This window comes from Isoptericola sp. b515 (assembly GCF_030588125.1).
In the GTDB taxonomy this organism is placed as follows: domain Bacteria; phylum Actinomycetota; class Actinomycetes; order Actinomycetales; family Cellulomonadaceae; genus Isoptericola; species Isoptericola sediminis.
Genome location: NZ_JAUQYR010000001.1, coordinates 649483 through 674354, shown reverse-complemented (window position 1 = coordinate 674354; position 24872 = coordinate 649483). Strand labels below are relative to the sequence as shown.

Annotated in this window: 29 protein-coding genes and 2 pseudogenes; 18 read left to right on the top strand and 13 right to left on the bottom strand. The window is 72.2% G+C overall.

From position 1 onward, the window contains the following. Positions 1-47: 47 nt before the first annotated feature. From Q6350_RS03165 to idi, 3 genes are read left to right on the top strand one after another with little or no spacing between them, the layout of a single operon-like run. Positions 48-1397 (top strand): amino acid permease, encoded by a 1350-nt coding sequence (locus Q6350_RS03165; protein ID WP_370375363.1) that lies wholly within the window; start codon positions 48-50, stop codon positions 1395-1397. Further along, positions 1390-2055: an MOSC domain-containing protein gene (locus Q6350_RS03160; protein WP_304602811.1), complete on the top strand. Its 666-nt coding sequence runs from the start codon at positions 1390-1392 to the stop codon at positions 2053-2055. The genes Q6350_RS03165 and Q6350_RS03160 overlap by 8 nt, the downstream gene beginning before the upstream one ends. Continuing rightward, positions 2052-2648, top strand: a complete 597-nt coding sequence (gene idi / locus Q6350_RS03155; RefSeq protein ID WP_305065126.1) for an isopentenyl-diphosphate Delta-isomerase — start codon at positions 2052-2054, stop codon at positions 2646-2648. Before Q6350_RS03160 ends, idi begins: the two co-directional genes overlap by 4 nt. 44 nt (positions 2649-2692) lie before the next feature. Here the strand turns inward: idi and Q6350_RS03150 are convergent. The 3 genes and pseudogenes from Q6350_RS03150 to Q6350_RS03145 all read right to left on the bottom strand — a co-directional run. Continuing rightward, positions 2693-2806, bottom strand: a pseudogene (locus Q6350_RS03150) (IS481 family transposase); the annotation flags it as partial. Positions 2807-2848: 42 nt separating this feature from the next. Continuing rightward, positions 2849-2968 carry a helix-turn-helix domain-containing protein gene (locus Q6350_RS15330; protein WP_370375357.1) on the bottom strand — a complete coding sequence of 40 codons (120 nt, stop codon included), beginning with the start codon at positions 2966-2968 and terminating at the stop codon, positions 2849-2851. After that, positions 2965-3405, bottom strand: a complete 441-nt coding sequence (locus Q6350_RS03145; protein ID WP_305065124.1) for a recombinase family protein — start codon at positions 3403-3405, stop codon at positions 2965-2967. The genes Q6350_RS15330 and Q6350_RS03145 overlap by 4 nt, the downstream gene beginning before the upstream one ends. A 514-nt stretch (positions 3406-3919) precedes the next feature. Here Q6350_RS03145 and Q6350_RS03140 point away from each other — a divergent pair. The 3 genes and pseudogenes from Q6350_RS03140 to Q6350_RS03130 form a co-directional block, all read left to right on the top strand. Further along, complete coding sequence (locus tag Q6350_RS03140; protein WP_304602808.1) at positions 3920-4468, top strand: hypothetical protein; 549 nt, start codon at positions 3920-3922, stop codon at positions 4466-4468. A 146-nt stretch (positions 4469-4614) separates the two neighbouring features. Next, positions 4615-4971: a hypothetical protein gene (locus Q6350_RS03135; protein WP_304602807.1), complete on the top strand. Its 357-nt coding sequence runs from the start codon at positions 4615-4617 to the stop codon at positions 4969-4971. 33 nt (positions 4972-5004) lie between these two features. Further along, positions 5005-5876: pseudogene (locus tag Q6350_RS03130) on the top strand (integrase core domain-containing protein); the annotation flags it as partial. Here the strand turns inward: Q6350_RS03130 and Q6350_RS03125 are convergent. Further along, positions 5873-6505 carry a histidine phosphatase family protein gene (locus Q6350_RS03125; protein ID WP_304602806.1) on the bottom strand — a complete coding sequence of 211 codons (633 nt, stop codon included), beginning with the start codon at positions 6503-6505 and terminating at the stop codon, positions 5873-5875. The pseudogene Q6350_RS03130 and the gene Q6350_RS03125 overlap by 4 nt on opposite strands. 96 nt (positions 6506-6601) lie before the next feature. Between Q6350_RS03125 and Q6350_RS03120 the strand changes: the two genes are divergently transcribed. From Q6350_RS03120 to Q6350_RS03110, 3 genes are all read left to right on the top strand, one after another. After that, positions 6602-7072: a hypothetical protein gene (locus Q6350_RS03120; RefSeq protein WP_305065121.1), complete on the top strand. Its 471-nt coding sequence runs from the start codon at positions 6602-6604 to the stop codon at positions 7070-7072. Between the two features lie 81 nt (positions 7073-7153). Beyond that, positions 7154-8134 carry an SPFH domain-containing protein gene (locus Q6350_RS03115; protein ID WP_305065119.1) on the top strand — a complete coding sequence of 327 codons (981 nt, stop codon included), beginning with the start codon at positions 7154-7156 and terminating at the stop codon, positions 8132-8134. After that, positions 8131-8292: a hypothetical protein gene (locus tag Q6350_RS03110; protein WP_305065117.1), complete on the top strand. Its 162-nt coding sequence runs from the start codon at positions 8131-8133 to the stop codon at positions 8290-8292. Before Q6350_RS03115 ends, Q6350_RS03110 begins: the two co-directional genes overlap by 4 nt. A 28-nt stretch (positions 8293-8320) precedes the next feature. Here Q6350_RS03110 and Q6350_RS03105 read toward each other — a convergent pair whose 3' ends face one another. Continuing rightward, on the bottom strand, positions 8321-8911 hold the full coding sequence (locus tag Q6350_RS03105; protein WP_304606590.1) for an RNase H family protein: 591 nt from the start codon (positions 8909-8911) through the stop codon (positions 8321-8323). Between the two features lie 189 nt (positions 8912-9100). On the opposite strand from Q6350_RS03105, the gene Q6350_RS03100 reads away from it, so the two are divergent. The 3 genes from Q6350_RS03100 to Q6350_RS03090 all read left to right on the top strand — a co-directional run bounded on the left by Q6350_RS03100 (position 9101) and on the right by Q6350_RS03090 (position 10907). Further along, on the top strand, positions 9101-10195 hold the full coding sequence (locus Q6350_RS03100; RefSeq protein ID WP_171247176.1) for a VIT1/CCC1 family protein: 1095 nt from the start codon (positions 9101-9103) through the stop codon (positions 10193-10195). Between the two features lie 62 nt (positions 10196-10257). Next, positions 10258-10581, top strand: a complete 324-nt coding sequence (locus Q6350_RS03095) for a GNAT family N-acetyltransferase (protein ID WP_171247175.1) — start codon at positions 10258-10260, stop codon at positions 10579-10581. Between the two features lie 23 nt (positions 10582-10604). Beyond that, positions 10605-10907 carry a GNAT family N-acetyltransferase gene (locus Q6350_RS03090; protein ID WP_304602803.1) on the top strand — a complete coding sequence of 101 codons (303 nt, stop codon included), beginning with the start codon at positions 10605-10607 and terminating at the stop codon, positions 10905-10907. A 19-nt stretch (positions 10908-10926) separates the two neighbouring features. On the opposite strand, the gene pgm is transcribed toward Q6350_RS03090, so the two are convergent. Then, entirely contained in the window at positions 10927-12606 is a 1680-nt protein-coding gene (gene pgm / locus Q6350_RS03085) for a phosphoglucomutase (alpha-D-glucose-1,6-bisphosphate-dependent) (protein ID WP_304602802.1), read from the bottom strand. Between the two features lie 173 nt (positions 12607-12779). Between pgm and Q6350_RS03080 the strand changes: the two genes are divergently transcribed. Continuing rightward, entirely contained in the window at positions 12780-13613 is an 834-nt protein-coding gene (locus tag Q6350_RS03080; protein ID WP_304602801.1) for a peptidoglycan-binding protein, read from the top strand. 7 nt (positions 13614-13620) lie between these two features. Here the strand turns inward: Q6350_RS03080 and Q6350_RS03075 are convergent, their stop codons facing one another. The 3 genes from Q6350_RS03075 to purB all read right to left on the bottom strand — a co-directional run bounded on the left by Q6350_RS03075 (position 13621) and on the right by purB (position 17218). Then, entirely contained in the window at positions 13621-15231 is a 1611-nt protein-coding gene (locus Q6350_RS03075; protein ID WP_304602800.1) for a Na+/H+ antiporter NhaC family protein, read from the bottom strand. 263 nt (positions 15232-15494) lie between these two features. Then, complete coding sequence (locus Q6350_RS03070; protein ID WP_304602799.1) at positions 15495-15680, bottom strand: hypothetical protein; 186 nt, start codon at positions 15678-15680, stop codon at positions 15495-15497. 65 nt (positions 15681-15745) lie between these two features. Beyond that, entirely contained in the window at positions 15746-17218 is a 1473-nt protein-coding gene (gene purB / locus Q6350_RS03065; protein WP_304602798.1) for an adenylosuccinate lyase, read from the bottom strand. A 95-nt stretch (positions 17219-17313) separates the two neighbouring features. Between purB and Q6350_RS03060 the strand changes: the two genes are divergently transcribed. Together Q6350_RS03060 and Q6350_RS03055 are read left to right on the top strand one after the other, a co-directional pair. Further along, on the top strand, positions 17314-17544 hold the full coding sequence (locus Q6350_RS03060; RefSeq protein WP_305065113.1) for a hypothetical protein: 231 nt from the start codon (positions 17314-17316) through the stop codon (positions 17542-17544). Continuing rightward, positions 17541-19076, top strand: coding sequence for a hypothetical protein (locus Q6350_RS03055; RefSeq protein WP_305065112.1), 1536 nt, complete (start codon positions 17541-17543; stop codon positions 19074-19076). The genes Q6350_RS03060 and Q6350_RS03055 overlap by 4 nt, the downstream gene beginning before the upstream one ends. A gap of 16 nt (positions 19077-19092) precedes the next feature. Here the strand turns inward: Q6350_RS03055 and Q6350_RS03050 are convergent, their stop codons facing one another. Beyond that, positions 19093-19485 carry a phage holin family protein gene (locus Q6350_RS03050; RefSeq protein WP_171247165.1) on the bottom strand — a complete coding sequence of 131 codons (393 nt, stop codon included), beginning with the start codon at positions 19483-19485 and terminating at the stop codon, positions 19093-19095. Between the two features lie 70 nt (positions 19486-19555). Here Q6350_RS03050 and hisC point away from each other — a divergent pair, with 70 nt between their 5' ends. After that, on the top strand, positions 19556-20635 hold the full coding sequence (gene hisC, locus Q6350_RS03045) for a histidinol-phosphate transaminase (protein ID WP_305065108.1): 1080 nt from the start codon (positions 19556-19558) through the stop codon (positions 20633-20635). 45 nt (positions 20636-20680) lie between these two features. Here the strand turns inward: hisC and Q6350_RS03040 are convergent, their stop codons facing one another. Next, positions 20681-22420 carry a pyruvate dehydrogenase gene (locus tag Q6350_RS03040; protein ID WP_304602794.1) on the bottom strand — a complete coding sequence of 580 codons (1740 nt, stop codon included), beginning with the start codon at positions 22418-22420 and terminating at the stop codon, positions 20681-20683. Positions 22421-22801: 381 nt separating this feature from the next. Here Q6350_RS03040 and Q6350_RS03035 point away from each other — a divergent pair, with 381 nt between their 5' ends. Then, positions 22802-23245, top strand: a complete 444-nt coding sequence (locus Q6350_RS03035) for a VOC family protein (RefSeq protein WP_305065105.1) — start codon at positions 22802-22804, stop codon at positions 23243-23245. On the opposite strand, the gene Q6350_RS03030 is transcribed toward Q6350_RS03035, so the two are convergent. After that, positions 23233-23913 (bottom strand): SDR family oxidoreductase, encoded by a 681-nt coding sequence (locus tag Q6350_RS03030; RefSeq protein WP_305065103.1) that lies wholly within the window; start codon positions 23911-23913, stop codon positions 23233-23235. The genes Q6350_RS03035 and Q6350_RS03030 overlap by 13 nt on opposite strands. Positions 23914-24044: 131 nt before the next feature. On the opposite strand from Q6350_RS03030, the gene Q6350_RS03025 reads away from it, so the two are divergent. Next, entirely contained in the window at positions 24045-24380 is a 336-nt protein-coding gene (locus tag Q6350_RS03025; protein WP_304602791.1) for a nuclear transport factor 2 family protein, read from the top strand. Position 24381: 1 nt separating this feature from the next. Here the strand turns inward: Q6350_RS03025 and soxR are convergent, their stop codons facing one another. After that, positions 24382-24849, bottom strand: a complete 468-nt coding sequence (soxR, locus tag Q6350_RS03020) for a redox-sensitive transcriptional activator SoxR (RefSeq protein ID WP_171247157.1) — start codon at positions 24847-24849, stop codon at positions 24382-24384. Positions 24850-24872 lie beyond the last annotated feature (23 nt).

The window sequence follows — 24872 nt, the reverse complement described above, 5'->3', positions numbered from 1 at the left end:
CCCCCGCGGAACCCCTCGCCCACGGCCTGCGGCCCCGGCACCTGACGATGATGGGGCTCGGCTCCGCGATCGGGGCCGGGCTGTTCCTGGGGTCCGGCGAGGCGATCGCGACGGCGGGCCCGGCGGTGCTGATCAGCTACGCCATCGCCGGGGCGATCGTCGTGGCCGTCATGCGGATGCTCGCCGAGATGGCGTCCGCCCTGCCGGCCTCCGGGTCGTTCTCCGTGTACGCCGAGGTGGCGCTCGGACGGTGGGCCGGCTTCCTGCTCGGGTGGCTCTACTGGTTCATGCTCATCATGGTCCTCGGCGTGGAGGTCACCGGCGTCGCCGAGATCGCCACCGCCTGGTGGCCGGCCGTCCCGCAGTGGGTGGTCGCCGGCGTCGTGGTCGCCGTCTTCGGCGGGATCAACCTGATCGGGGTGCGGCAGTTCGGCGAGGCCGAGTTCTGGTTCGCCCTGGTCAAGGTCGCCGCCATCGTGGCCTTCCTCGCCGTCGGCCTGCTCGTCGTCGTCGGCGTGATCCCCGTGGCGGGCGGCGTGCTGGGCGACTGGGCGGCGCACGGCGGCTTCGCGCCGGCCGGGGTGCCGGGGATCGCCGCCGGTCTGCTCGCCGTCGCCTTCGCGTTCGGCGGGATCGAGATCGTGGCGATCGCCGCGGCCGAGGCCCGCGACCCGCGCGACGCCGTCGCCCGCGCCACCCGCACGATCCTGTGGCGCATCCTGGTCTTCTACCTCGGGTCCGTGGCGATCATCGTCGCGCTGGTGCCGTGGGACGACGCCGACGCCCTCACCTCGCCGTTCGTGGCGGTCCTGCAGCTCGCCGGGTTCGACGGAGCCGCGCGGCTCATGGAGGTCGTGGTCGTCCTGGCGCTGCTGAGCGCGTTCAACGCCCAGGTGTACGGCACCTCGCGCATGCTGTTCTCCCTCGGGGAGCGACGTGACGCGCCGGCGGTGGCGACCCGCATCTCTCGGCGCGACGTGCCGTGGGTGGCGGTGGCGGTGTCGGTGTTCTTCGGGGTCGTCGCGGTCGTGCTCAACCGGCTGCTCCCGGAGGTGCTGCTCTCCGTCCTGCTCAACGCGGTCGGCTCGGCCCTGTTCGTGGTCTGGCTGCTCATCGCCGTCTCCCAGCTGCGGCTGCGGCCGCGCCTGGAGGCCGAGGCGCGGCGCACGGGGGTGCCGATGCGCCTGCGGATGTGGGCCTTCCCGTGGCTGACCTGGCTCACCCTGGCCGCACTCGTCGCCCTGGCCGTCCTCATGCTGTCCGACGACGCGGCGCGCGCCCAGCTCGTCGCCACCGCGGGGCTCGTCGCCGTCATCCTCGCGGCGTACGGGCTGCTCGTGTGGCGGCGTCGTCGCCGCGGCGGCGCCGAACAGTGGCAGCATGAGGCCCATGGCTGAACTCCTCGCCGTGTGCCGCGTGCACCAGCTCCTGCCGGACGCGGGGACCGTGGGCGTCACGGCGATCGACAAGCGCGCGGTCGCCGGGCGGGTGAAGGCCGGCACCCACGGCCTGTACGCCGACGTCCAGGCGGACCGGGTGCACCACGGCGGACCGGAGCAGGCGGTCTACGCCTACGCCGAGGAGGACGCCCGCTTCTGGGCCGCCGAGCTGGGCCGGGAGGTCACCCCGGGACTGTTCGGCGAGAACCTGCGCACCCGCGGCCTGGACGTGGGCGGTGCGCTGATCGGCGAGCGGTGGCGGGTCGGGTCGGCCGTGCTCGAGGTGACCCAGCCCCGCACCCCGTGCGCCACCTTCGCCCGGCGGCTCGGGTCGCCGGAGCGCTGGGTACGGCGGTTCACCGAGGCGAACCGCACGGGCACGTACCTGCGGGTCGTCGAGGGCGGCGAGCTCGGCGCCGGCGACGCCGTGGAGGTCGTGTCACGGCCGACGCACGGTGTGTCGGTCGCCGACTGGTTCGGCGCCTGGAACGCTGGCCCTGAGGGTCTCGCGGCGGCGGCCCGGCTGGCCAGGGCCCTGCGCCGGGCGGCCGACGACGGCGAGCTCCGACCGAGCGAGGACATGGACACCCGGATGACGAAGGCGATGAACCGATGAGCACCACGCACGTCCCCACCACCGCCGACCACGTCGTCCTGTGCGACGACGCCGGCGAGCGGACCGGCACGTTCCCGCGGGCCGAGGTGCACACCACCGACACGCCCCTGCACCTGGCGTTCTCCTGCTACCTGCTCGACGACGCGGACAACCTGCTGATCACGCGGCGCGCGCTGGTCAAGCGCACCTGGCCGGGCGTGTGGACGAACTCGTTCTGCGGCCACCTGCGCTGGACGGAGGCGGTGGAGGACTCGATCGCCCGGCACGCCGAGCACGAGCTGGGTGCCACCGTCACCGGCGTCGACGTGGTGCTGCCCGAGTTCCGCTACCGCGCCGTGGACGCCTCGGGCGTGGTCGAGAACGAGATCTGCCCGGTGTACGTCGCCCGCGTCGACGGGGACCTGACGCCGAACCCGGACGAGGTCTCCGAGCACGTGTGGGCGCCGGCGCACGAGGTCCGCGCGGCCGTCGAGGCGACGCCGTGGGCGTTCAGCCCGTGGATGGGGTGGCAGCTCCAGGCGGTCGCGGCCGTGCCCGCGGCGGAGCGGACCCCCGGTGCGCGGGTGCTGGCCGGAGCGCTCGGCCTCGCCTGACGCCTGACGCCGGACCCACCTGTTGCTGGTCGCTCGGTGTCCACCTAGCTGTACTGACCTGACAGGTTGGTCAATCGGGTGATGGGTGGCCGGTTCCCGCGAGCGGTGTGGGGTCGGTGGTTCTTGTACTGGTGGATCCATGCTGCCAGCGAGGCTCGTGGGACTGCTGCACGGCTAGGTGACAGCCTGGGGCCCGGGCTTCATCGTTTGACGTAGCGGCGGATAGTGGACTCGGAGACTCCCAGCGCCCTGGCTACGGCAGCCGCTGAATGTCCGTCAGCGAGAAGCGAGGCAGCCGCCTCGCAGCGGTCAGGCGTCATGACTGTGGGACGCCCCCCGTGCGCCCGCGAGCACGGGCGGCCGCGAGGCCCGCGACGGTGCTTTCGCGGATCAGATTGCGCTCCATCTGCGCCAGCACAGCCAGCATGTGCACCATGACCCGACCTGCAACAGTTGAGGTATTGATCTGTTCAGACAGCGACCGAAGAGCGACACCTCTTGCATCGAGTCGGGTCGTGAGGTCAATCAGATGGCCCACCGAACGACCCAGACGGTCCAACTTCGTCACCACGATCGTGTCGCCCTCTTGGAGATGCTCGATGAGCTCGGTAAGGACAGGGCGGTCGTCGCGGGCGCCGGAGGCGGCCTCTACCTTGATCTTCTGACGGTCGACGTTGGCAGCCACGAGTTGGTCGAGCTGGGAGTCGAGTGTCTGTCCCGCGGTGGAGACCCGCGCGTAGCCGAACGTCATCGCCATACCGAGAACGCTATCGAAAACCCGTCTGAGGGGTTCCGATCGCCGCACTTGCTGACATGGGTCTTTGACCGAGGCGCTCCCCTGCAACCAGGCCGATCAGGTGACGGCAATGATGGTTCGTCACAAACGGTCGTTATTGGCGCAACACATAACGGAATGATAACGATCTCTTTCAGGGGGTGGCCTGGTGCACCCTGGAGGGCAATGCTGCGAGCGAAAGGCTGCGTAGACGGACAATATGGCGCGTACGCCTGTGACCAGCCAGAACGCCAGCAGAAAGGAGTGCTAGAAAGAGGGCGGCCCTCGCGCGAAGCGAAGGGTCAAACTATTCTGCCTGCAACGCGCCATCCGAGGCATGACGGCACAGAGAGGCATGTCAAGTAGTCTCTCGAGCGCATCAAACCCCAATCTGATTGGATACCAAGCAAAGCGCTCCCTGCGTCCACTTCTGACCGCCGTACTGGCCGGATTGTTGGCACTCACGATCTCCGCCCCAGCATCCGCGGATAGGGATATGTCGACCGACCGCGGTAACGACGACTGGATGAACCTGCCTATCGCCAAAGCCAACCCCAACGCCTCCAAGGAGGTCATCCTTTCTCTGCCTGGAAAGATGCAGCGAGCCGACTCCTACATTGACCCCTCGTACTCCCCGGGTGACATTATCTACTATCCCGATGGCAGGCCGGTGGAGGGCCAGAACCTTACGGCGGCCGAGACCATGGAGGCGGCGGCGGTTGCGGCTGGCTGCTCAGGAACGGTGTACGCCGGTAGCTATGGTTACTTCGGCGTCGAAGATATCTGCAGTGTAGTGATCTGGGGGCACCGAGGCTACGAGCAAAGGTACTACTGGGGCACCGGGAGCAAGTATGAAACTACTTGCATGAAGGGAAGGGGCTACTACTTCGATCGCAGCGGCTACCCAGTTAAGAAAATGTGGGACCTGGGTTGCCGCAAGTTCCATTACACTGGGGTTTCCGTGCCGTGGGGCAATGTTATCGGGAACCCATCGGTGCGCGCAGCCTCACTGGGTCTCACGCAGCAAGTTGGGTGGTGGGTCTGAGGCCGGGCAGAATTCTAGTGGTTCGACCACGGCTCCTGGGGCGCCTGGCACGGTTTGGGTGCCCCAGGGGCCGTGTAAGGCACTTTCGAGCTGCCGCATTGCGCGCATTCTAAATTTCCGCTAGCCTGAGCAGGTAGGTAACGCCGGTGATAATCATGACACTCAAACGACTTGCAGTCGTCGGATCGCTCACAGCGTTGATGGCACTCTTGCTCTACTTGATATCGACCAAGAACCCCCTCGGCGGCTGGATCGTTTCCTTGACTCTTCCAGGCATCGTCGTCTATGGCCTTGTCCGGCGCAGGGTCTCTGGAAAGAGCACGTCCGCTTCTGTCCGTCCAGCAGCACAGGGAATGAATGAAGTCCAAGACGTGGTGCTCAACCGGCCAGGAGTTTCGGTGACCTACGGATCGCCGGAAGGAACGGTGGCGACAGAGTACGATCCCCGGATCGTTGACTTCCTTGACGATCCAGGCCACCACGACGACTCGCCAGCGAATTGACAGCAGACTTACCCTCTCGGTAGAACACCTCTACTCGCCGAGGTCGCGGCCCGGTTCCAGTGCTCGTGGCCCACCGTCAAGCGGTGGGCCAACCAGTATGCGGCGGACGGGCCCATGAGCGACCGGTCCTCGCGCCAGCGCCGGATGCCGGCCAGGACCGACCCGGCCACCACACGGCGAATCGTGTCGCTGCGGCTTCGCAAGCGCCTGGGACCGGTCCAGCATGCGGCGTTGACGGGCGTGGCACCCTCGAACGCGCATCGGGTCCTGACTCGGTGCCGCCTCAACCGGCTCTAGCACGTTGACCGCACGACCGGTGAGCCGGTGCGTCGCTGCGAGCACGACCATCCCGGCGCGATGCTGTACGTGGACGTCAAGAAGCCCGGCAACATCCCCGACGGCGGCGGGTGGCGATTCTTGGGCCGCCCGCGGGGCGACCGGAACCGGGCCGCCACCGCGGGCAAGCCCAGGAACAAGCACCACTACCCCAAGATGGGCTACGCGTTCGTGGACACCGTCATTGGCGACCACTCCTGGGTCGCCTACGCCGAGGTGCACGACGACGAGACCGCCGTGACCGCGACCGGGGTGCCGCGCCGGGCCACGGCATCCTGTCGGACAACGACTCGGCCTACGTCTCCCACCTGTGGCGCGACACCCGCGCCGACCTCAAGATCAAGCACTCCCGGACCGGGCCCCGCCGCCCCCAGATCAACCGCAAGATCGAAACCTTCCATCGCACCTGGCCGACGGGTTGGGCTACGCCCGCTGCAACACCTCAGAGACCGAACGACTAGACGCCCTGGCAGCATGGATCCACCCAGTACAACCACCGACCCCACACCGCCTGCGGGAACCGGCCACGCAGCACCCGATTGACCAACCTGTCAGGTCAGTACAGCTAGCCCACGAGGTTCCACGACGCGATGGTGGGCCGCCCGTGCGAGCTCCCGAGCTCGCTGACCGCGGCGCAGCCGAGCTCCAGGTGGACGCCGAACCCCGCCTCCACCCCCAGCCACGAGGTGGCCAGCACGCGCAGCAGATGGCCGTGCGCCACGACCAGCACGGTCCCGCCGTTCGCGAGCGCCGGGCGGACGCGACGCAGGAACCGGTCGGTGCGCACCCGGACGTCGGCCAGGGACTCCCCGCTCGGGCCGCCGCCACCGGGCTCCCGGAGCGCCGGGAGGTCGACGCCGTCGCGGAAGATCTCGTACGGGCGGCCCAGTGCCCCGCCGACCTCGGCCGAGGTGAGCCCCTCCACGGGGCCGTAGTCCCACTCGGCGAGGTCGGGGTCCGTGACGGCGTCGCCGAACCCCGCCAGCTCGGCCGTGCGGTGGGCCCGCTGGAGCGGCGAGCAGTGCACGGCGACCGGCTCGAGGCCGGCGAGCCGTTGCCCGGCCGCCCGTGCCTGCCGTTCGCCGTCGCGGGTCAGCGGGACGTCGGTGCGCCCGGTGTGCCGCCCGGCCAGCGCCCACTCGGTGTCGCCGTGGCGCAGGAGCACGAGGCGGGACGGGCTCGCCGCAGGAGCGTTCATGCCTCGATCGTCCCGGATCGGGCCGGGGGTCGCGCCCGGAGGGTGATTTGTGGCACTCTTCACACGTTTGCCACATCTGCGTCCTGGAGGGCGTCCGTGCTCGTCTTCGCGCTGATCGGTGTCGCCGGTCTCGTCCTGCTCCTCGTCTCGCTCGTCGTCGGGGAGGTCGTGGACCTCGGTGACGGCGCCGTCTCCGGAACCTCCCTGGGGGTGGGTGCCGTCGTCTTCGGTGCCGTCGGCGCCGTCGTGACCGTCAACGGCTGGGCCCCGTGGATCGCCTACGCCGCCTCGGCGGCCGTGGGCCTGCTGGCGGTGCTCGTCGCCCAGCTCCTGATCCGGCGGCTCAGCGCCACCGAGGACAACGCGCACGTCGACCTCGTGGGCGTGCAGGGCACCGCGACGACGGACATCACCCAGTCCTCCGGCGAGGTCGCCCTCGATGCGGTGAGCGAGCTCGAGCGACGCCTGGCGTGGTCGATGGAGCCCATCGCCTCCGGGACGGGCGTGGTCGTCCTCGAGCACCAGCCCCACAGCGTGCGCGTCGGCCCCTACCGGCCCGAGGACTGACGCCGGGGCCCATGCCCCGGCCGTGTCGACCGGCACGCCGACCGTCATCCCCCGAGAGGAGTCGCGCTCCGGCGCGCAACCATGGACAGCTCTGCCAACCTCGTGACCACGATCGCCGTCGCGGCCGTCGTCCTCGCGTTCCTCGCCATCGGCGTCTTCGTCGCCCAACGGATCCGCCGCGTCCCCCCGAACCAGGCGCTCGTCATCGTCGGCCGCGGAGCCGGCCGCAAGGACATGGCCGGGCAGAAGGTCGTCATCGGCGGCCGGACCTTCGTCTGGCCCGTCCTGCAGCAGGGCTTCCCGATCTCCCTCGAGCAGCGTCAGATCGGGATCACCGTCGAGGGCGTCGACTCGAACCGCATCAAGATCGCCATCAAGGCGTCCATCAACTTCAAGGTGCGCGGTGACGAGGAGGGCGTGCGCCGTGCGGCGCAGCGGTTCCTGTCCCAGCAGGGGCTGCTCACCGAGATCATCGCCGAGTCCCTCGAGGGGTCGCTGCGCTCCATCGTCGGCGACATGTCGATCGAGGAGATCATCTCCGACCGCAAGGGGCTGTCGGACCGGGTCGTGGAGTCGACCAAGCGGGACCTGGCCGAGCAGGGTCTGCAGGTCGACATCCTCAACATCTCCGACATCTCCACGCCCGGGTCCGACTACCTGTCGAACCTCGGACGTGCCGAGTCCGCCCGCGCCCTGCAGGTGGCCGAGGTGTCCGAGGCCGAGGCGCGCCGCGCCTCCGAGTTCGCCGTCATCGAGGCGGCCGAGCAGATCGCCGAGCGGCAGAAGGCGCTCGACCTGAAGAAGGCCGCCATCAAGGCCGACACGGACAAGGCCCAGGCCGAGGCCGAGGCGGCCGGGCAGCTCGCCCGGGCCGAGCAGGACCGGCTCGTCGCGCTCCAGGAGCGCGAGGCGCTCTCGGAGAAGGCCCGCGTCGAGCAGGAGCGTCTCGACATCGAGGTGCGCAAGCCCGCCGAGGCGAAGGCGTACGCCGAGGTGCAGGAGGCCAACGCGCGCCGTGACTCGCACAACGCGGCCACCGAGGCCGAGGCGTTCCGCCCGTGACCAAGAACGTGAGCAGCGTGCTCGGCGAGGGTCAGGCCGTCGTCAAGGAGCTGACCGGGATCGACATCAACCAGCTGCTGACCGGGTTGGCGCAGAAGCAGGGAGCCGGCTCGGACCGGTCGGTCGCCGACGACCGGTCGGTGGCCAACGGCCACTGACCGGCCGTTGCCGAAGGGCTCGGCGCCCTCAGTCGAAGAGGGTGTCGAGCTCCCAGCCCGGGCCGCTCGTCGGCGTCGTCGGGGAACGGCGGGCACCGACCGGCTCGGGCTCGGGGCCGCCCGCCGGCGCCTCCGGGGTCTCGCGCCCCGCGGCGTCGTCGAGCAGGAGCCCGTCGAGGTCGCCGCGTCCGGCGGCCCAGTCGTTCGCGGCCAGCTCGGCCAGCTCGCGGGCGCGTGCCGTGAACGGGCTCTCGACGTGGCCGCGGGCCCACCGGAACCGGACCGGACCGGTCCGCTCCGAGATCGCCTCGTCCAGGGCCTGCACGGACTCGCGGTGCGGCACCTCCTCGCCGGCGGCGGTGCGCCAGTCGTGCGCCTTCCACGTCTCCAGCCACTCGGAGGCGCACCGGAACGCCCACTGGGAACCCGACTCGACGAACAGGGGTTCGTCGCCGGGGTGGGCCTCGACGGCCCGGCGCAGCGCGGTCAGCTCGGCGACCCGCGTCGTGCCGTGCGCGTCCCCGCCGGAGTCGAAACGGCCGGAGCCATGGGCGACCCATGCCCAGCCGATCGCGTCGCCGTCGGTCGGGCAGGAGCCGTCGGTGCTGACAATGATCACGCCGGTGTCCCTCGGAGTCCGCGGATGCTGTCGCGTGCGGTGCGACGGCCACCATTGTGCCTTCTCCCGGTGACATCCGGGTCCCCCGCCGGGTGCGGATCGTCGGAGCACGTCCTCGCGGACCACCGAAACCGCTCCCGGCGCCCTCCGGAACACACGGAGCGCCGTCGGGCGCGATCATGGTGTCCCATGGACGCGCCCACGCCCACGCCGACCCGGACACCGGCCGAGATCCGCCGGTGGCGCCGCTACCTCGCCGCCGAACGCTGCGAGGCCGCCGTGTACCGGGACCTCGCCGCGACCCGCACCGGGGAGGAGCGGGAGATCCTGCTCGCCCTGGCCGCCGCCGAGAAGAGGCACGAGCAGCACTGGCTCGACCTGCTCGGCGACGACGTCGGCATGCCGCGTCGCGGTGACCCGCGCACCCGGATGCTGGCCTTCCTGGCCCGGCGGCTCGGCGGGGTGTTCGTGCTGGCGCTGGTGCAGCGGGCCGAGTCCCGGTCCAGCTACGCCGACGACGGGCACGCCACGGCGCAGATGGCCGCCGACGAGCAGATCCACGAGGAGGTCGTGCGCAGCCTGGCCACCCGGGGCCGCAACCGGCTGTCCGGGTCGTTCCGGGCCGCCGTGTTCGGGGCGAACGACGGTCTGGTGTCCAACCTCGCCCTCGTGCTCGGCATCGGCGCCTCCGGGGTGACGACCGGCACCGTGCTGCTGACAGGTCTCGCCGGGCTGCTGGCGGGTGCGCTGTCCATGGGCGCGGGCGAGTACGTGTCCGTGCGGTCCCAGCGCGAGCTCCTCGAGGCGTCCACCCCGGCGCCCTCCGCCACGGACGCGCTGCCGGACCTCGACGTCGACGCCAACGAGCTCGCGCTGGTCTACCGGGCGCGTGGCATGGACGCCGACGAGGCCGAGGCGAAGGCCGACGGGGTGCTGCACCGGCTGCAGGCCACCGGGGTGCCGGAGGGTATCGCCGAGGACGAGGAGCAGACGAACCACGAGACGCACGGCACCGCCTGGGGGGCGGCGGTGGCCAGCTTCTTCCTCTTCTCCTCGGGGGCGATCGTGCCGGTGCTGCCCTACCTGTTCGGCCTGGAGGGGACGACTGCGGTCGTGGTGGCCAGTGCGCTCGTCGGGCTGTGCCTCCTGGTCACCGGCGCCGTGACCGGGCTGCTGTCGGGCACCTCGCCGTTCACCCGGGCCGGGCGCCAGCTCCTCATCGGTTTCGGGGCGGCCGGTGCGACGTACCTGCTCGGGCTGGCCTTCGGCACGACCGTGGCATGACCGAGGCGCGACCCCCGGCGGCCGCACGTGCACGTGGTGTGTGGAGGAGTAGATTTCCTCGGGTGTCTTCCCCTGCCGACGTCGACATCCACCACGACCCCGAGCACGGTCGGTACGAGGCCCGGCTCCCCGCCCCGGCCGGCTCGCCCGACGGCGGTGCCCACGCGATCGGCGTCCTGCGCTACCACCGCGAGGGCGACGTCGTGGTCATCCCCAGCACCGTCGTCATCCCGGAGCACCGGGGTCACGGGGTGGCGGACGCGCTCGTCCACCGGGCCCTGGACGACATCGCCGCGGCCGGCGCGACCGTGCGGCCGGACTGCTGGTTCGTCGAGACGTGGCTCCGCCGCCACCCCGACTACCAGTACCTGCGGTGGTCGGAGTAGCGTCCCGACGGCAGCATGGGGGCATGAACGACAAGCCTGCTGTGACTGTCCGTGACGACCCCGAGCGGGGCGTCTTCCTCGCCCTGCTCGACGACGGCACCGAAGCCGGCGGGGCGTACTACGAGCGCTCCGGGGACGTGGTGACCTTCGACCACACCGAGGTGCCGTCGGAGCTCGAGGGGCAGGGCGTCGGGTCGGCCCTGGCCCGCGGGGCGCTCGACACGGTGCGGGCCCGCGGCGAGCGCATCGTCGTGAAGTGCCCCTTCATCCGGGCCTACCTCGAACGGCATCCCGAGTACGAGGACCTGCGCGCCGACCGGGGCTGACCGGTCGGCGCGCGGCCCGCTACTCGCCGCCCAGCGCGTCCCCGACGACCTGCTTGGCCTCGGCCTGCACCTCGCCGAGGTGGTCGGCGGACACGAACGACTCGGCGTAGATCTTGTAGACGTCCTCGGTCCCCGAGGGACGCGCCGCGAACCAGGCGTCCTGCGTCGTGACCTTGAGCCCGCCGATCTTCTCCCCGTTGCCGGGAGCCTCGGTGAGCTTGGCGGTGATGTCCTGACCGGCCAGCGTCGTGGAGGTGACCTGCTCCGGGGAGAGTGCGGCGAGGCGCGACTTCTCCTCCCGGGAGGCCGCCGCGTCCACGCGGGCGTACCAGGACTCGCCGTACCGCTCGACGAGGTCGGCGTGGTGCTGCGACGGGGACCGCCCCGTGGTGGCGAGGATCTCCGAGGCGAGCAGCGCCAGCAGGATGCCGTCCTTGTCCGTGGACCAGACCCGGCCGTCACGGCGCAGGAACGAGGCCCCCGCCGACTCCTCGCCGCCGAACCCGATCTCGCCGCTCAGCAGGCCGGGCACGAACCACTTGAACCCGACCGGCACCTCGATCAGCCGGCGGTCCAGCCCGGCGGCCACGCGGTCGATCAGCGCGCTGGACACCAGCGTCTTGCCGATCGCCGCGGACGTCGGCCAGTCCGGGCGCGCACCCCCGTAGAGGTACTGGATCGCCACGGCCAGGTAGTGGTTCGGGTTCATGAGCCCGGCGTCGGGGGTGACGATGCCGTGCCGGTCGGCGTCGGCGTCGTTGCCGGTCGCGACGTCGTACGGGGCGTCGCCGGCCATCTGCTCCACGAGCGAGGCCATCGCGTGCGGGGAGGAGCAGTCCATGCGGATCTTGCCGTCCCAGTCCAGCGTCATGAAGGCCCAGCGCGGGTCCACCTGCGGGTTGACGACGGTCAGGTCCAGGCCGTAGCGCTCGCCGATCGCACCCCAGTACTCCACCGACGCCCCGCCCAGGGGGTCGGCGCCGATGCGGACGCCCGCCTCGCGGATCGCGTCCAGGTCCAGCACGTTCGCCAGGTCGTCGACGTACGTGGACAGGTAGTCGTGCCGGTGCGTCGTCGGGGCGGCCACGGCGACGTCGAGCGAGACGCGGTGCACGCGGGCCAGGCCCCCGGCGCGCAGCAGGTCGTTGGCCCGGTCGGCGATCCAGCGGGTGGCCTCGGAACCCGCCGGTCCGCCGTGCGGCGGGTTGTACTTGAAGCCGCCGTCGCGCGGCGGGTTGTGCGACGGCGTCACGACGATGCCGTCCGCGGCGCCGGGACCGCCGGTGCGCACCCCGCCCTCGGCCGCCGCGCCGTTGTGGATGAGGATCGACTGGGACACCGCCGGCGTGGGGGTGTACGAGTCGCGCGCGTCGATCATCACGGTGACGCCCGCGCCGGCGAGCACCTCCATCGCGGTCTGCCACGCCGGCAGCGAGAGCGCGTGCGTGTCCCGGCCGAGGAACAGCGGGCCGTCGATGCCCTCCAGCGCCCGGTACTCCACGATCGCCTGCGTGATCGTGGCGATGTGCGCCTCGTTGAACGCGCCGTCGAGCGAGGAGCCGCGGTGGCCGGACGTGCCGAACGCGACCTGCTGGGCCGGGTCCTCCACGTCGGGCCGGATGTCGTAGTACGCGCCGACCACGTGGTCGACGTCGATGAGGTCGTCGGGCTGGGCCACCTGGCCGGCGCGAGGGTGCATGGTCCGATCCTGCCAGCAGCCGCGCGGTGTGTCTCCCCTGGGGCGGGCGAGATCTGTCGCTCCGGTCCGCGCCCTCGTGGTCGGACCGGTGCTGCTCGGGCCCCGCGTATCACCGCCCCGGGCCGGTCGCTCCCTCCGGGTAGGACCGACGAGTCGACATCGAGGAGTGCACGATGAACGTCCAGCCGTGGGGAAGTTTCGGGGCGGGGGAGAGCGGCCGCGCCGTCGTGGGGATCCAGCGTCTCCTGCGCGAGCACGGGCACTCGCTGACCGTCGACGGGACCTACGGACCGGTGACCGCGGCCGAGGTCGCGTCGTTCCAGGCGGACCGCGGCCTGGCGGTCGACGGCGTCGTGGGCATGCACACCTGGCCGGTCCTGGTGGTCCCGACGCGGGTGGGTGACACCGGGGAGGCCGTCCGGGCGGTGCAGCAGTTCGGACTGGTGCGGTTCCCGGGAGACCCGGAGCTCGTGATCGACGGCGTGTTCGGGCCGCTCACGGCCGAACGGGTCCGGTTCTTCCAGGAGTCGTGGGGCCTGACGATCGACGGCACGGTCGGACCGGAGACCTGGTCGTTCCTCGGTGTGGCCCGGCTCCCGTGGCCGCTGGTGAAGGTGGGTACGTGCCAGGAGACGAACTGGCGGGTGCTCGGCTCCCAGCACCTGTTGCGCCAGCACGGTGCGCCGATCGTCGCGGACGGTTTGTTCGGCCCCCTGAGCGGGGAGGCGATCCGGAGGTTCCAGCAGGCGCGGCGGAGCCGGTTCGTCTCGACGACGGTGGGTCAGCTCGACTGGCCGGAGCTGATCGTGACCCTGCAGCAGGGTGACGCGGGCGAGGCGGTGCGTGCGGTGCAGACCCTGCTCCCGGGTGGCCTCGCGGTCGACGGGGTGTTCGGCCCGCTCACCGATGCCGCGGTCCGCGACTTCCAGGGGATGTTCGCGCCGCCGAAGGACGGGGTCGTGGGGCCGATCACCTGGCACACGCTGTTGCTGCGGCTCTTCGACTGAGGACGGCTCAGGCGGTGGACGCGGGGCCCTGGTCCTGCCGGACCGGCCGGTCCGCCTCGACGGGCCGGCGCACGGCCCGCACGGCCAGCACGAGGGCGACCAGCACCACCAGCGTCACCAGCAGCCCCAGAGCCGTCCCCGCCCCGAGGGCGATCGCGACGTACCCGGCCAGGGCCGCGACCGCGGCCCCGCCCGCGTACGGGAGCTGGGTGAGCACGTGCGTGATGACGTTCGCCCCGGCACCGGTGGAGGACAGGATCGTGGTGTCCGAGATGGGGGAGCTGTGGTCGCCGAGCACGGCTCCGGCGAGCACGGCCCCGAGGGCCGGCAGCAGCAGGTCGGGTTCGCCGAGGCTGTTCATGATGCCGCCCACCAGGGGCAGCAGCAGGGCGAAGGACCCCCAGGACGTCCCGGTGGCGAACGCCATGGCGGCCGCGAGGACGAAGACGACCGGGACCAGCCACGAGGCCGACAGGTTGGTGTCCTCGACGAGCCCGCCCAGGTAGGCACCCGTACCGAGCTGGTCGATGAGCCCGGTGAGCATCCAGGCGAGGACGAGGATGCTGACCGCCGGCCACATGGACCGCAGCCCCTCGATCCAGCCGCGGCCGAAGTGCCGGGCCGCGAAGGCGGGGTTCGGGCCCGTGTAGCGCAGGTAGTAGAAGACGGCCGCGGCCAGCCCGAGCACGCCGCCCACGACGAGCGCGGTGCTGGTGTCGGTCTCGGCGAGGATCTCGACGGCGTCCCACGTGCCGGCCGCCGAGTACCCGGTCCACACGATCCCCGCGAAGACGCCGACCACCAGCAGCACGAACGGGACGACCAGCGCCCGCTTCTCGCCGGGGTGGTGGACCGGCAGGTCCTCCGCGAGGCGTCCGGGGATGTCGTCGTCGGGGTCGAACGGCTCGTCCTCGTGGACGGCGCGGGCCTCCTCGCGCCGCATGGGCCCGACGTCCAGGCGCAGCAGGATGACGAGCCAGACCGTCACCGCGGCGGCGATCGCGTAGTAGTTGGCGGCGGCCGCCCCGAGGAACGCCTGCACGCTGGAGGCCGTGATCGCGGACGCCGCGACGATCGGGGCGAGGATCCCCATGATGTAGGCGCCCCAGCTCGAGAACGGGGCGAGCACGGCGACCGGCGCGGACGTCGAGTCGATGATGTAGGCGAGCTTGGCCCGCGAGACCCGGTGCCGGTCGGTCACCGGGCGGGAGGCCTGGCCCACGGCGAGGGCGTTGAAGTAGTCGTCGATGAAGATGACGATGCCCATGATCGCCGGGAGGACCTGGGCGCCTCGGCGCGTCCGGATACGCTCCACCGCCCAGTCGGCGAAGGCCTTGGTGCCGCCGGACATCATGATGAGCGCCGCGATCACGCCGAGGATCAGCGTGAACACGAGGATGTAGACGTACCAGGTGTTCACCGCGCCGTCGACCCAGAAGATCGCCACGAAGGACTCCCACACGAGGCGTAGCGCCTCCAGGGGGTCCAGGTCGGCCACGAGCAGGGCAGCGGCCAGCACCCCGGCCCCGAGGCTGAGCAGCACGCGTTTGGTGAGGACCACCAGCACGATCGCCAGCACCGGGGGCACGATCGTCAGGATCGGGTAGCTCTCGAGCACGACGTCTCCCTCGCGGCCGGATCCCCCGACGGTAGGTCCGCGCGGCCCGTCCGGCATCCCGACACCAGGAACGACGGCGGAGCAACCTCTTCCCGATCCACCGCGTGTTCCCCGTGTGACAGTCGTGCGAGAAGATCCTTCCGTGCCTGAGCCATGGACCCCGGTCGTCGTGGCTCGTCCCGGCGAGCGCAGCGGTGCCGTGAGGGCGTCGGCAGGTCCCGGCCCGTCCAGGGCCGGGACCTGCCGACGTCACCGGGCCGAGATCAGCCGGCGTCGAACCGCTCGTGGTCGTCGGTCTCCTCGTAACCCGTGTCGACCTCGACCGCGGCTCCCTTGAAGCGCGGGTCCGTGACGGCCGGGTCGTGGGAGAGCAGCAGCCGCGCGAACTCGCTGTGCCGGACGCGCGCCCCGTCGTGGCCGGGCTCCTGCTCCGGCGCCTGCGTCGTCATGATCGCCTCCTCGGCCGGTTTACTCCAGCATAGGCGCGACCCGCGGACCGCACGGGGCCCGGCGTTCAGTCCAGGTACTCGTCCACGAGCCGGGCGGCGATCCCGGTGTAGGACGCCGGGGTGAGCTCGGCCAGCCGGGCCGCGACGTCGTCGGGCAGCCCGAGGCCGCCGACGAACTCGCGCATCCGGGCCTGGTCGACCCGGTTCCCGCGGGTGAGCTCCTTGAGGCGCTCGTACGGGTTCTCCATGCCCTCGACCCCGGCGACGGAGGCCGCACGCATGGCCGACTGCACGGGCTCGCCGAGGACCTCCCAGTTCTCGTCGAGGTCCTCGGCCATGAGGTCGGCGTTGACGGCCAGGGCCTGCAGTCCGCGGCGCACGTTGTCGATCGCGAGCAGCGAGTGCCCGAAGGCCGGGCCGATGTTGCGCTGCGTCGTGGAGTCGGTGAGGTCGCGCTGCAGACGGCTCGTCACCAGCGTCGCGCCGAGCGTGTCGAGCAGCGAGCAGGAGATCTCGAGGTTCGCCTCGGCGTTCTCGAACCGGATCGGGTTGACCTTGTGCGGCATCGTCGAGGAGCCGGTGGCACCCGCGACGGGGATCTGGGTGAAGAACCCCATCGAGATGTAGGTCCACACGTCGGTGGCGAGGTTGTGCAGGATCCGGTTGAACCGGGCCACGTCGGCGTAGACCTCGGCCTGCCAGTCGTGCGACTCGATCTGCGTGGTCAGCGGGTTCCAGGTCAGGCCGAGGTGCTCGACGAACCCGCGGGAGACGGCCGGCCAGTCGGCACCCGGGACGGCGACGGTGTGCGCGCCGAAGGTGCCGGTGGCGCCGTTGAGCTTGCCGAGGAACTCGGCGCCCTCGACGCGGCGGAGCTGGCGCCGCAGCCGGTGCGTCAGCACCGCGAGCTCCTTGCCCATCGTCGTCGGGGTGGCGGGCTGGCCGTGCGTGCGGCTCAGCATCGGCACCTCGGCGTGCTCGCGGGCCATGTCGGCGAGCTGGTCGGCCAGCGCCGTGGCGGCGGGCAGCCACACGTCGGTGACGGCCCCGCGCACCATCAGGGCGTAGGACAGGTTGTTGACGTCCTCGGACGTGCAGGCGAAGTGCACCAGCTCGCTCACGGCGGGCAGGTTCGTCTCGCCGAGGATCTCGGGGGCGTCGGCGATGCGGCGCTTGATGAAGTACTCCACCGCCTTGACGTCGTGCACCGTCTCGCGCTCGATGGCGCCGAGCTCGGCGATCTCGGTCGCGCCGAACGTCGCCGGGATCGCGCGCAGGTACGTGATCTCGGTGTCGGTCAGGCTCGGCGCGCCGGGCACCACCGGGCCGGGGACCGTGTCCGTGCCGTTGCACAGCACGATCAGCCACTCGACCTCGACGTGGAGACGCTCGCGGTTGAGGGCCGCCTCGCTGAGGTGGTCCACCAGCGGGGCGACCGCGGAGCGGTAGCGGCCGTCGAGCGGACCGAGGGCGATCGGCGGGGTGACGTCGGCCAGGGACACACGGGTGGGCTGCACAGTGGAGGTCACGACCGGCATTGTCCCACGGGCGCCCTCCACCCCCAGGGGCGGGTGTCCACAGTGCGGGCAGGGGAGCCCGACCGCGAGGCGCCGGCGCTCCTAGCGTCCCCGGCATGTTCGTGACCACCTCCGACGTCGCCACCGCCGCGGCCCTGCTCCGGCGCGCACGCCACCGGCTCGAGGACGCCACCGCCGCCCTGCACCGCGCGCGCGGGCCGGGCTGGGAGTCCGCGGCCGGTGACTCCTGCCGGGACGCCGTCGCCGAGGTGCTCACCCTGCTGGACGCCGACGGCGCCACGCTGCAGCAGGCGGACCGGGTCACCGCCGGGTGTCTCGACGGGTGAGCCGGGACCCGCGGGACACCCTGCGCATCGTCGGCGGCGCGACCCTCGACCGGGTGGACGCCGATGCCGTCCGCGACGCCGCCGGGCACCTGGACGCCGCCGCGGCGTCCCTGCGGTCCGCCGCCTGGGACTGCTCGGAGGCGGGCCGTGCGCTGGAGCGCGCGGTGTGGACCCCGGCTCCGTGGGGCGAGGCCGACCCCGCCCGGCCCACCCGGCTCCGGCGTGCCGGGACGCTCGTCGGCGACACCGCCGGGGCCCTGGGGGCGCGCGCCGCGGTGTGCACGACGCTGGCCGACCGGCTGCGCCGCGCCGCCGGGCTCTACACGCACGCCGAGTCCCTCGCCGAGCAGGCCGTCGGGGCGGGCGTGACCGTCGTCGCCGGGGCCGTCGGGCTCGGGGTGACCGGGTTCCTGCGAAGTCCCGCCGGCCTGCCGGCCCTGCTCACCGGTGCCGCCGGCCTCGTCGGGCTCTCCGCCGCGGCGCCCGACCCCGACATGCCGCCGCCTGCTCCGCCGCCGCCGCCGTCGCCGTCGCCGGACGAGGACGGGGACAGGGGCGGCTGGTTGCTCCGCACCGCCGCCCCGTTCGTCGACGAGGCGTTGGCCGGTGCCGGGGTCGGGGTGGCGCTCGCGGCCCCGGACCTGGCCGCCGGGGACCTCTCGGTGACCGGGGGAGCGCGGGTGCTGTCGGCGGCGGTCTCCGCGGTGCTCGGGTCCCGGCCGGTGCACGTCGACCTCGTGGAGCCCGGTGCGTTCGACACCGGGCCGCCCGCCGGGGACGACCGGCCCCTCGCGGGCGTCGAGGAGGCGCTGGCCCGCACCGCGGACCTCTACCCCCACGGCAGCGGTCTCCCCGGACGCCCGACCCCGGGAGCGCCGCCCGGCACCGTCGCGGTGCAGGAGGTCGTCAGCGCCGACGGCAGCTCGTCGTGGACCGTGCTCATCCCGGGGACCCAGGCCCTGCTCTCCCCGGCGAACCCCTTCGACGTCGACACCGACCTCGACCTGATGGCCCACCGGTCGGCCGACGTCGCCGAGGGGGTGGTCCAGGCCCTGGCCGACGCCGGGGCCCGCCCCGACGAACCCGTCGTCCTGGTGGGCCACTCCCTGGGAGGGATCGCGGCCGTCGCCCTGGCGTCCTCACCGGCGTTCCGGCGTCGGCACCGGGTGGGCGGCGTGGTCACGGCGGGTGCCCCGACCGCGACCTTCCGGACGCCGCCGGGCGTCCCCGTGCTGCACCTGGAGACCACCGAGGAGCTCGTCTCGCCCCTGGACGGGCGCTCCAGCACCGAGAACCCGGCGACGGCGGACCGCGTGACGGTGGGCCGTGACCTCGCGGACTCCCGCGACCCGGCGGACCGGTCGGCGTCCGGCGGCGTGGCCACGGCGCACTCGGTGGCCACGCACCTACGCACCCTGGAGCACGCCCGCGCGCTGGACAGCGTGCAGGTCGCCGGGGTCGTCGGGCGGATCGACCGGTTGCTGGACGGCGACCGCGCCGAGACCCGGTACTACCGGGTCCGGCGCGGGTGAGCCGCCGGTGTGCGGGTCAGTCCTTGTCGCCGGGGACGACCCAGCCGATGACGGCCTGCAGGATCGCCAGGATCAGGGCGATCCACAGGTACCACCAGAAGCCGCCCTCGATCGCGAGCCCCCAGTCGCCGAGCCACCCCTGGCTGGTCACCCACTCCGTCAGCCACAGCATGCCGGCGTTGATGATCAGGTAGAAGAGGCCGAGCGTGAGGATCAGCAGCGGGATCGACAGGATGCTGACGATCGGCTTCACGATCGAGCTGACGAGCGTGAAGATCAGTCCGACGCCGAGGATGGCGAGGATGCGTCCGAGGACGTCGTCACCGCCGAAGATCTCGAAGCTGTCGAAGATGAGGTCGCAGATCCACAGGGCGAGCGAGGTCACCACGAGTCGCGCGAGGAAGTTCATGGCCGACATCGTGGCAGGTCTGGCGGCGTCCGGCACCCCTTGCCGGCATGAGGTGGCATCCTGGACCGTTGTGAGCTCACCGGCATCAGAGAAGACCGTCCCCCTGCGCCCCGCCGTCGCGGCGCTGCCCGCCTACGTCCCGGGGGCGCGCCCCTCGGGCCAGGCGTGGAAGCTGTCCTCCAACGAGAACCCGTACCCGCCGCCCGCGGCTGTGGTTGCGGCGATCACCGAGGCCGCCGTCGAGGTCAACCGGTACCCCGACATGTTCGCCACCGAGCTCGTCGAGGCGCTCGCCGCGCACGTCGGCGTCGACCCGGCGCAGGTCGTGGTCGGCAACGGGTCCGTGGCCGTGCTGCAGCACGTGCTCGAGGCGGTCCTCGAGCCAGGCGACGAGGTCGTCTACCCGTGGCGGTCCTTCGAGGCGTACCCGATCCTCACCGCCGTCGCGGGCGGAGAAGCGGTCACCGTGCCGCTGACGGCCGCGGGCCGGCTCGACCTGCCGGCGATGGCCGCAGCCGTCGGCCCGCGGACCCGCGTGGCCCTCGTGTGCACCCCCAACAACCCGACTGGCCCCGTCGTGCAGGCCGACGAGCTGGAGACGTTCCTGGCCGAGGTGCCCCGCGACGTGCTCGTCGTCGTCGACGAGGCCTACCTGGAGTTCATCCGTGACGCCGAGGCGCCCGTGGGCATCGACCTGCTGCGCCGGCACCCCAACGTCGTGCTCGTGCGCACGATGTCCAAGGCGTCGGGCCTGGCGGGGCTCCGCGTCGGGTACGCCGTCGCCGAGCCGCGCCTGGCCGCGGCGGTGCGGTCGACGTCGACCCCGTTCGGCGTGAACCACCTGGCGCAGCGGGCCGCCCTGGCCACCCTGCAGCCCGCCGTGCAGGCCGAGCTCGCCGAGCGGGTCGAGCACCTCGTGGCCGAGCGCACCCGGGTGTGGGACGCGCTGCGCGAGCAGGGCTGGGACGTCCCCGACACGCACGCGAACTTCGTCTGGCTGGCCACGGGGGAGCGGACGGTCGAGCTCGCGGCCGAGGCGTCGGCCTCCGGTGTGCTCGTGCGTCCGTTCGCCGGCGAGGGCATGCGCGTCAGCATCGGCGAGGTCGAGGCGAACGACGCGTTCCTCGCGCTGGCCGCCGGCTGGCGCTGACCGCCCGAGGTGCCGGCCGGCGCTCGTCGCCGGCCGGCACCCGCCTCACCGCGGCAGGTTGCGCAGGTTCGAGCGCGCCATCGACATGACCTCGCCCATGCCGCCGCCGAAGATCTCCTTCGTCATGGCCGTGGTGAACCCGCGGATCTGACCGGAGGTGATCGACGGCGGGATGGACAGCGCCCGCGGGTCCGTCATGACCTCCACGAGGGCGGGGCCGTCCGTGGCCAGCGCCGTCGAGAACGCCTTGGCCAGGTCCTTCGGCTTGGTCACCCGCTGGGAGGGGATGCCGACGGCGGTGCCGATGGCGCTGTAGTCGACCTCCGGCGAGTCCGTGCCGTGCGAGGGCAGCCCCTCGACGAGCATCTCCAGCTTCACCATGCCGAGGGTGGAGTTGTTGAAGACCACGATCGTCACCGGCAGGTCGTACGCCCGCACGGTGATCAGCTCGCCGAGCAGCATCGACAGGCCGCCGTCACCGGCCAGCGCCACGACCTGCCGGTCGGGCTGGGCCATCGAGACGCCGATGGCGTGCGGCAGGGCGTTCGCCATCGAGCCGTGGATGAACGAGCCGATGACGCGGCGCCGGCCGTTCGGCGTGATGTACCGGGCGGCCCAGACGTTGTTCATGCCGGTGTCCACGGTGAAGACGGCGTCGTCGGCGGCGGCCTCGTCGAGCTGGACGGCGGCGTACTCGGGGTGGATCGGGGTGTGCTTCTCCACGTTGCGTGTGTACGCGCCGACCACCTTGGTCATCACCTTGGCGTGCCGGTCGACCATCGACTCCAGGAACTTGCGGTCCGACTTGCGCTGGATGCGGGGGTTCAGCAGCCGCAGCGTCTCGCCGACGTCTCCGTGCACGGGCAGGTCCAGGCGGGTGCGCCGGCCGAGGTGGGAGGCGTCGATGTCGATCTGGGCCGTGGGGACGTCGGCGGGCAGGAACGAGTCGTACGGGAAGTCGGTGCCGACGAGGATCAGCAGGTCGGCCTCGTGCACCGCCTCGTGGCAGGAGCCGTACCCGAGCAGCCCCGACATCCCGACGTCGTGGGGGTTGTCGTACTGGATGATCTCCTTGCCGCGCAGCGAGTGCCCGACCGGGGCGGCCGCGAGATCGGCCAGCTCGAGGACCTCGTCACGGGCGTCGCGGGCGCCCGCCCCGACGAACAGGGTGACCTTGCGGGCGGCGTCGATCGCGTCGGCCAGGGCGGCGACGTCGTCGTCGTGCGGGACGACGCGCGCGGGGCAGGCGCCCGGGATGAGGATCGGGGCGTCGTCGTCGGGCACCTCTTCGTCGGCGACGTCACCGGGCAGCGTCAGCACCGCGACGCCCGGCGCGGCCAGCGCGTGCTGGATCGCCGAGCGGGTGACGCGCGGGAGCTGGGCCGCGGTGGAGATCATCTCGGAGAACACGGACGACTCGTTGAAGAGGCGGTCCGGGTGGGTCTCCTGGAAGAACTTCGTGCCGATCTGCGCGCTGGGGATGTGCGAGGCGATGGCCAGCACCGGCACCCCGGAGCGGTTGGCGTCGTAGAGCCCGTTGATGAGGTGCAGGTTGCCCGGCCCGCAGGAGCCCGCGCAGGCCGTGAGCTTGCCGGTGACCTCGGCCTCGGCCGCCGCCGCGAAGGCGGCCGCCTCCTCGTGGCGCACGTGCACCCAGTCGATGCCGTCGGTGCGGCGGACGGCGTCCACGACGGGGTTCAGGGAGTCCCCCACGATGCCGTAGACGCGTTCGACGCCGGCGGCGACGAGCTGGTCGACGAGGTGTTCGGCGACGGTGCGGGCCATGCGGGACCTCCAGCGAGAGACGTGCGGGCTCCTGCGATGCTGCCCCAGCAGGTCCCCGAGCGCGCGGTGAAGGACGACGTCGCCGCTCACGGCGTTGCTCGCGGGACACCGTCGGGGCGTCGATCGCGGCGTCCGCCCGGAGAAGGATCGCGGGGGTGTCCGTCCTGCAGGATCCGCGACACCCTGGCGTTCGCGAGTCCCGAACGGCGTGAATCTCACGCCGTCCGTGAGCGGCTTTCGCCGGCCCCCCGGGGTTGCTGTTGCGAGCACACGTCTGATGTCGCGGCCCGTCGCCCGTCGCCCGCCGCCTGCCGTCCGAGCGCTGTGGCTCTCGCCGACGTGGCGCCTCGCCCGGGCGGTGCCGCGTGGTGGGATGGGCGGGTGCCAGGACTTCATCACGTCGAGCTCTGGGTGCCGGATATCGAGGCCGCCGCGGCCCCGTGGGGCTGGCTGCTGGAACGGCTCGGTTTCGAGCCGACCCAGCAGTGGCCGCAGGGGCGCACCTGGTCGTCCGCCGGGGTATACCTGACGCTGACGACCTCGCCGAACCTCTCCGCCGCGGACCACGACCGTCGTCGTGCCGGGATGAACCACCTCGCGTTCGACGGCGGCACGTCGGACCAGGTCGACGCCCTCATGGCCGCCGGCCCGGCTCACGGGTGGACGCCGCTCTACGGCGAGCGCTACCCGCATGCCGGCGGGCCGGACCACTACGCCGGCTGGTTGGAGAACGCCGCCGGTTCAAGGTCGAGGTCGTCGCGGATCGCACCTCCGGGTAGCCGACCGCGGGCAGACCGGCGGCGCGCCGATGCCTACCGCAGGTGACGCAGCGCGGCCGGGATCGTCTCGTCACCGGTCGTGAACCGCACGAACTTCCCGATCGTCTCGTCGATGCGCAGCGCAGCGGCCGCCACCTGGGCGACGTCGGCGCGCGGCACCTCGGACGGTGCCCCGCGCTCGACCGTCTCGCCGTCGGCGAGCACCCGGATCTTCCCCGTCGGGGGACCGTCGGTCAGCGACCCCGGCCCGAGGATGGTCCAGTCCAGGTCCGTCGAGCGCAGGTGGTCGTCGGCGGCCAGCTTGGCGTCGGCGTAGGGGAAGAAGCTGTTGTCCTCCGGCACGCCGTGGTCGGGGACCGATCCGATCCAGGACACGATGAGGTAGCGGCGCACCCCGGCCTGTGCGGCGGCGTCCATCGAGCGGATGGCGGCGTCCCGGTCGACGGCGTAGGTGCGGTCGGGGTTGCCGCCGCCGGCACCCGCGGCCCACACCACGGCGTCGGCGCCGGCGAAGGCCCGTGCCATCTCCTCAGTGCCCGCGTTCTCCACGTCGAGCAGCACCGGGTCACCGCCGAGGTCGGCCACGCGGTCGATCTGCTCCTCCTTGCGGACCACGCCCACGACGTCGGTGGCCGGCCCGCTCCCGCCGTCGGCCAGCAGCGGGACCAGCAGCTGCGCGACCTTGCCGAGCGCTCCGATGACGACGACCTTCATGACGGACCTCCGTGATGTCGGGGAAGGTCCCCCTACCGTCGCGCACGCTGCGGCGGAGCGCCACCGATACCGTCCGGTCGACGCGGGTCGCCCGGGCTGTGACATCGTCCCGTCCCGCCTACGGTCGAGGGATGGACGTGACCACGGAGCTGATGGCGATCGAGCGACGACTCGCGCGGGGGACCGGTGCCGACTACGCCGAGGTGCTGCACCCGGACGCGGTCGTCGTCGTCCCGGGCGCCGTGCTCGACAAGGCGGCCTGCGTCGCGGCGATGGACCACTCGCCGGGCTGGGACGACGTGGACCTCGGCGAGGCGCGGCTCGTGCGCAGCGACGACACGGCGACGGTGGTCTACCGGTTCACCGGACGCCGGGGTGGGGACAGCTACGCGGCGACGCTGGTCAGCACCTACGTGGCCGCGGACGCCGGATGGCGGATGCTGCTCCACCAGCAGACGCCCGACTGAGTCACCGCCCCGCGCCCACGTCCGACGGGTCGTCGCCCTCCAGGTAGCGCGGCCCGGGGCCGAGCGCCGCGGCGCGGTCGTCGGGGTTCTGCAGCGCGCACCGGTCCAGCGACAGGCAGCCGCACCCGATGCACGAGTCGAGGTCGTCGCGCAGCCGCTCCAGCGTGGCGATGCGCTCGTCGAGCAGGCCCCTCCAGGACCGGGACAGCCGGCGCCAGTCCGCGGCCGTGGGCGTGCGGCCGTCCGGCAGCGTCGCCAGGGCGTCGCCGATCTGCTCGAGGGTCAGGCCCAGGCGGGACGCGGTGCGGACGAACGCCACACGACGCAGGACCGTGCGCTCGTAGCGCCGCTGGTTGCCGCCGCTGCGCTCCGCGGCGATGAGTCCGCGCTGCTCGTAGAACCGCAGTGCCGACGGCGCGACCCCGCTGCGTCGCGCGACGTCACCGATCGTCAGGTACCGCTCGACCACGCCGACTCCCTTGACCTCAAGTG

What these genes read in the sequence shown, in the direction of transcription:
- Q6350_RS03080 (WP_304602801.1), top strand. Translation starts at nt 12,780, where the DNA reads ATGAACGTCCAGCCGTGGGGAAGTTTCGGGGCGGGGGAGAGCGGCCGC.
- Q6350_RS03070 (WP_304602799.1), bottom strand. Translation starts at nt 15,680, where the DNA reads ATGACGACGCAGGCGCCGGAGCAGGAGCCCGGCCACGACGGGGCGCGC.
- Q6350_RS03140 (WP_304602808.1), top strand. Translation starts at nt 3,920, where the DNA reads ATGTCGACCGACCGCGGTAACGACGACTGGATGAACCTGCCTATCGCC.
- Q6350_RS03115 (WP_305065119.1), top strand. Translation starts at nt 7,154, where the DNA reads ATGGACAGCTCTGCCAACCTCGTGACCACGATCGCCGTCGCGGCCGTC.
- Q6350_RS03145 (WP_305065124.1), bottom strand. Translation starts at nt 3,405, where the DNA reads ATGGCGATGACGTTCGGCTACGCGCGGGTCTCCACCGCGGGACAGACA.
- Q6350_RS03050 (WP_171247165.1), bottom strand. Translation starts at nt 19,485, where the DNA reads ATGAACTTCCTCGCGCGACTCGTGGTGACCTCGCTCGCCCTGTGGATC.
- Q6350_RS03125 (WP_304602806.1), bottom strand. Translation starts at nt 6,505, where the DNA reads ATGAACGCTCCTGCGGCGAGCCCGTCCCGCCTCGTGCTCCTGCGCCAC.
- Q6350_RS03060 (WP_305065113.1), top strand. Translation starts at nt 17,314, where the DNA reads ATGTTCGTGACCACCTCCGACGTCGCCACCGCCGCGGCCCTGCTCCGG.
- Q6350_RS03030 (WP_305065103.1), bottom strand. Translation starts at nt 23,913, where the DNA reads ATGAAGGTCGTCGTCATCGGAGCGCTCGGCAAGGTCGCGCAGCTGCTG.
- idi (WP_305065126.1), top strand. Translation starts at nt 2,052, where the DNA reads ATGAGCACCACGCACGTCCCCACCACCGCCGACCACGTCGTCCTGTGC.
- Q6350_RS03025 (WP_304602791.1), top strand. Translation starts at nt 24,045, where the DNA reads ATGGACGTGACCACGGAGCTGATGGCGATCGAGCGACGACTCGCGCGG.
- Q6350_RS03100 (WP_171247176.1), top strand. Translation starts at nt 9,101, where the DNA reads ATGGACGCGCCCACGCCCACGCCGACCCGGACACCGGCCGAGATCCGC.
- purB (WP_304602798.1), bottom strand. Translation starts at nt 17,218, where the DNA reads ATGCCGGTCGTGACCTCCACTGTGCAGCCCACCCGTGTGTCCCTGGCC.
- pgm (WP_304602802.1), bottom strand. Translation starts at nt 12,606, where the DNA reads ATGCACCCTCGCGCCGGCCAGGTGGCCCAGCCCGACGACCTCATCGAC.
- Q6350_RS03165 (WP_370375363.1), top strand. Translation starts at nt 48, where the DNA reads ATGATGGGGCTCGGCTCCGCGATCGGGGCCGGGCTGTTCCTGGGGTCC.
- Q6350_RS15330 (WP_370375357.1), bottom strand. Translation starts at nt 2,968, where the DNA reads ATGACGCCTGACCGCTGCGAGGCGGCTGCCTCGCTTCTCGCTGACGGA.
- Q6350_RS03040 (WP_304602794.1), bottom strand. Translation starts at nt 22,420, where the DNA reads ATGGCCCGCACCGTCGCCGAACACCTCGTCGACCAGCTCGTCGCCGCC.
- Q6350_RS03160 (WP_304602811.1), top strand. Translation starts at nt 1,390, where the DNA reads ATGGCTGAACTCCTCGCCGTGTGCCGCGTGCACCAGCTCCTGCCGGAC.
- Q6350_RS03090 (WP_304602803.1), top strand. Translation starts at nt 10,605, where the DNA reads ATGAACGACAAGCCTGCTGTGACTGTCCGTGACGACCCCGAGCGGGGC.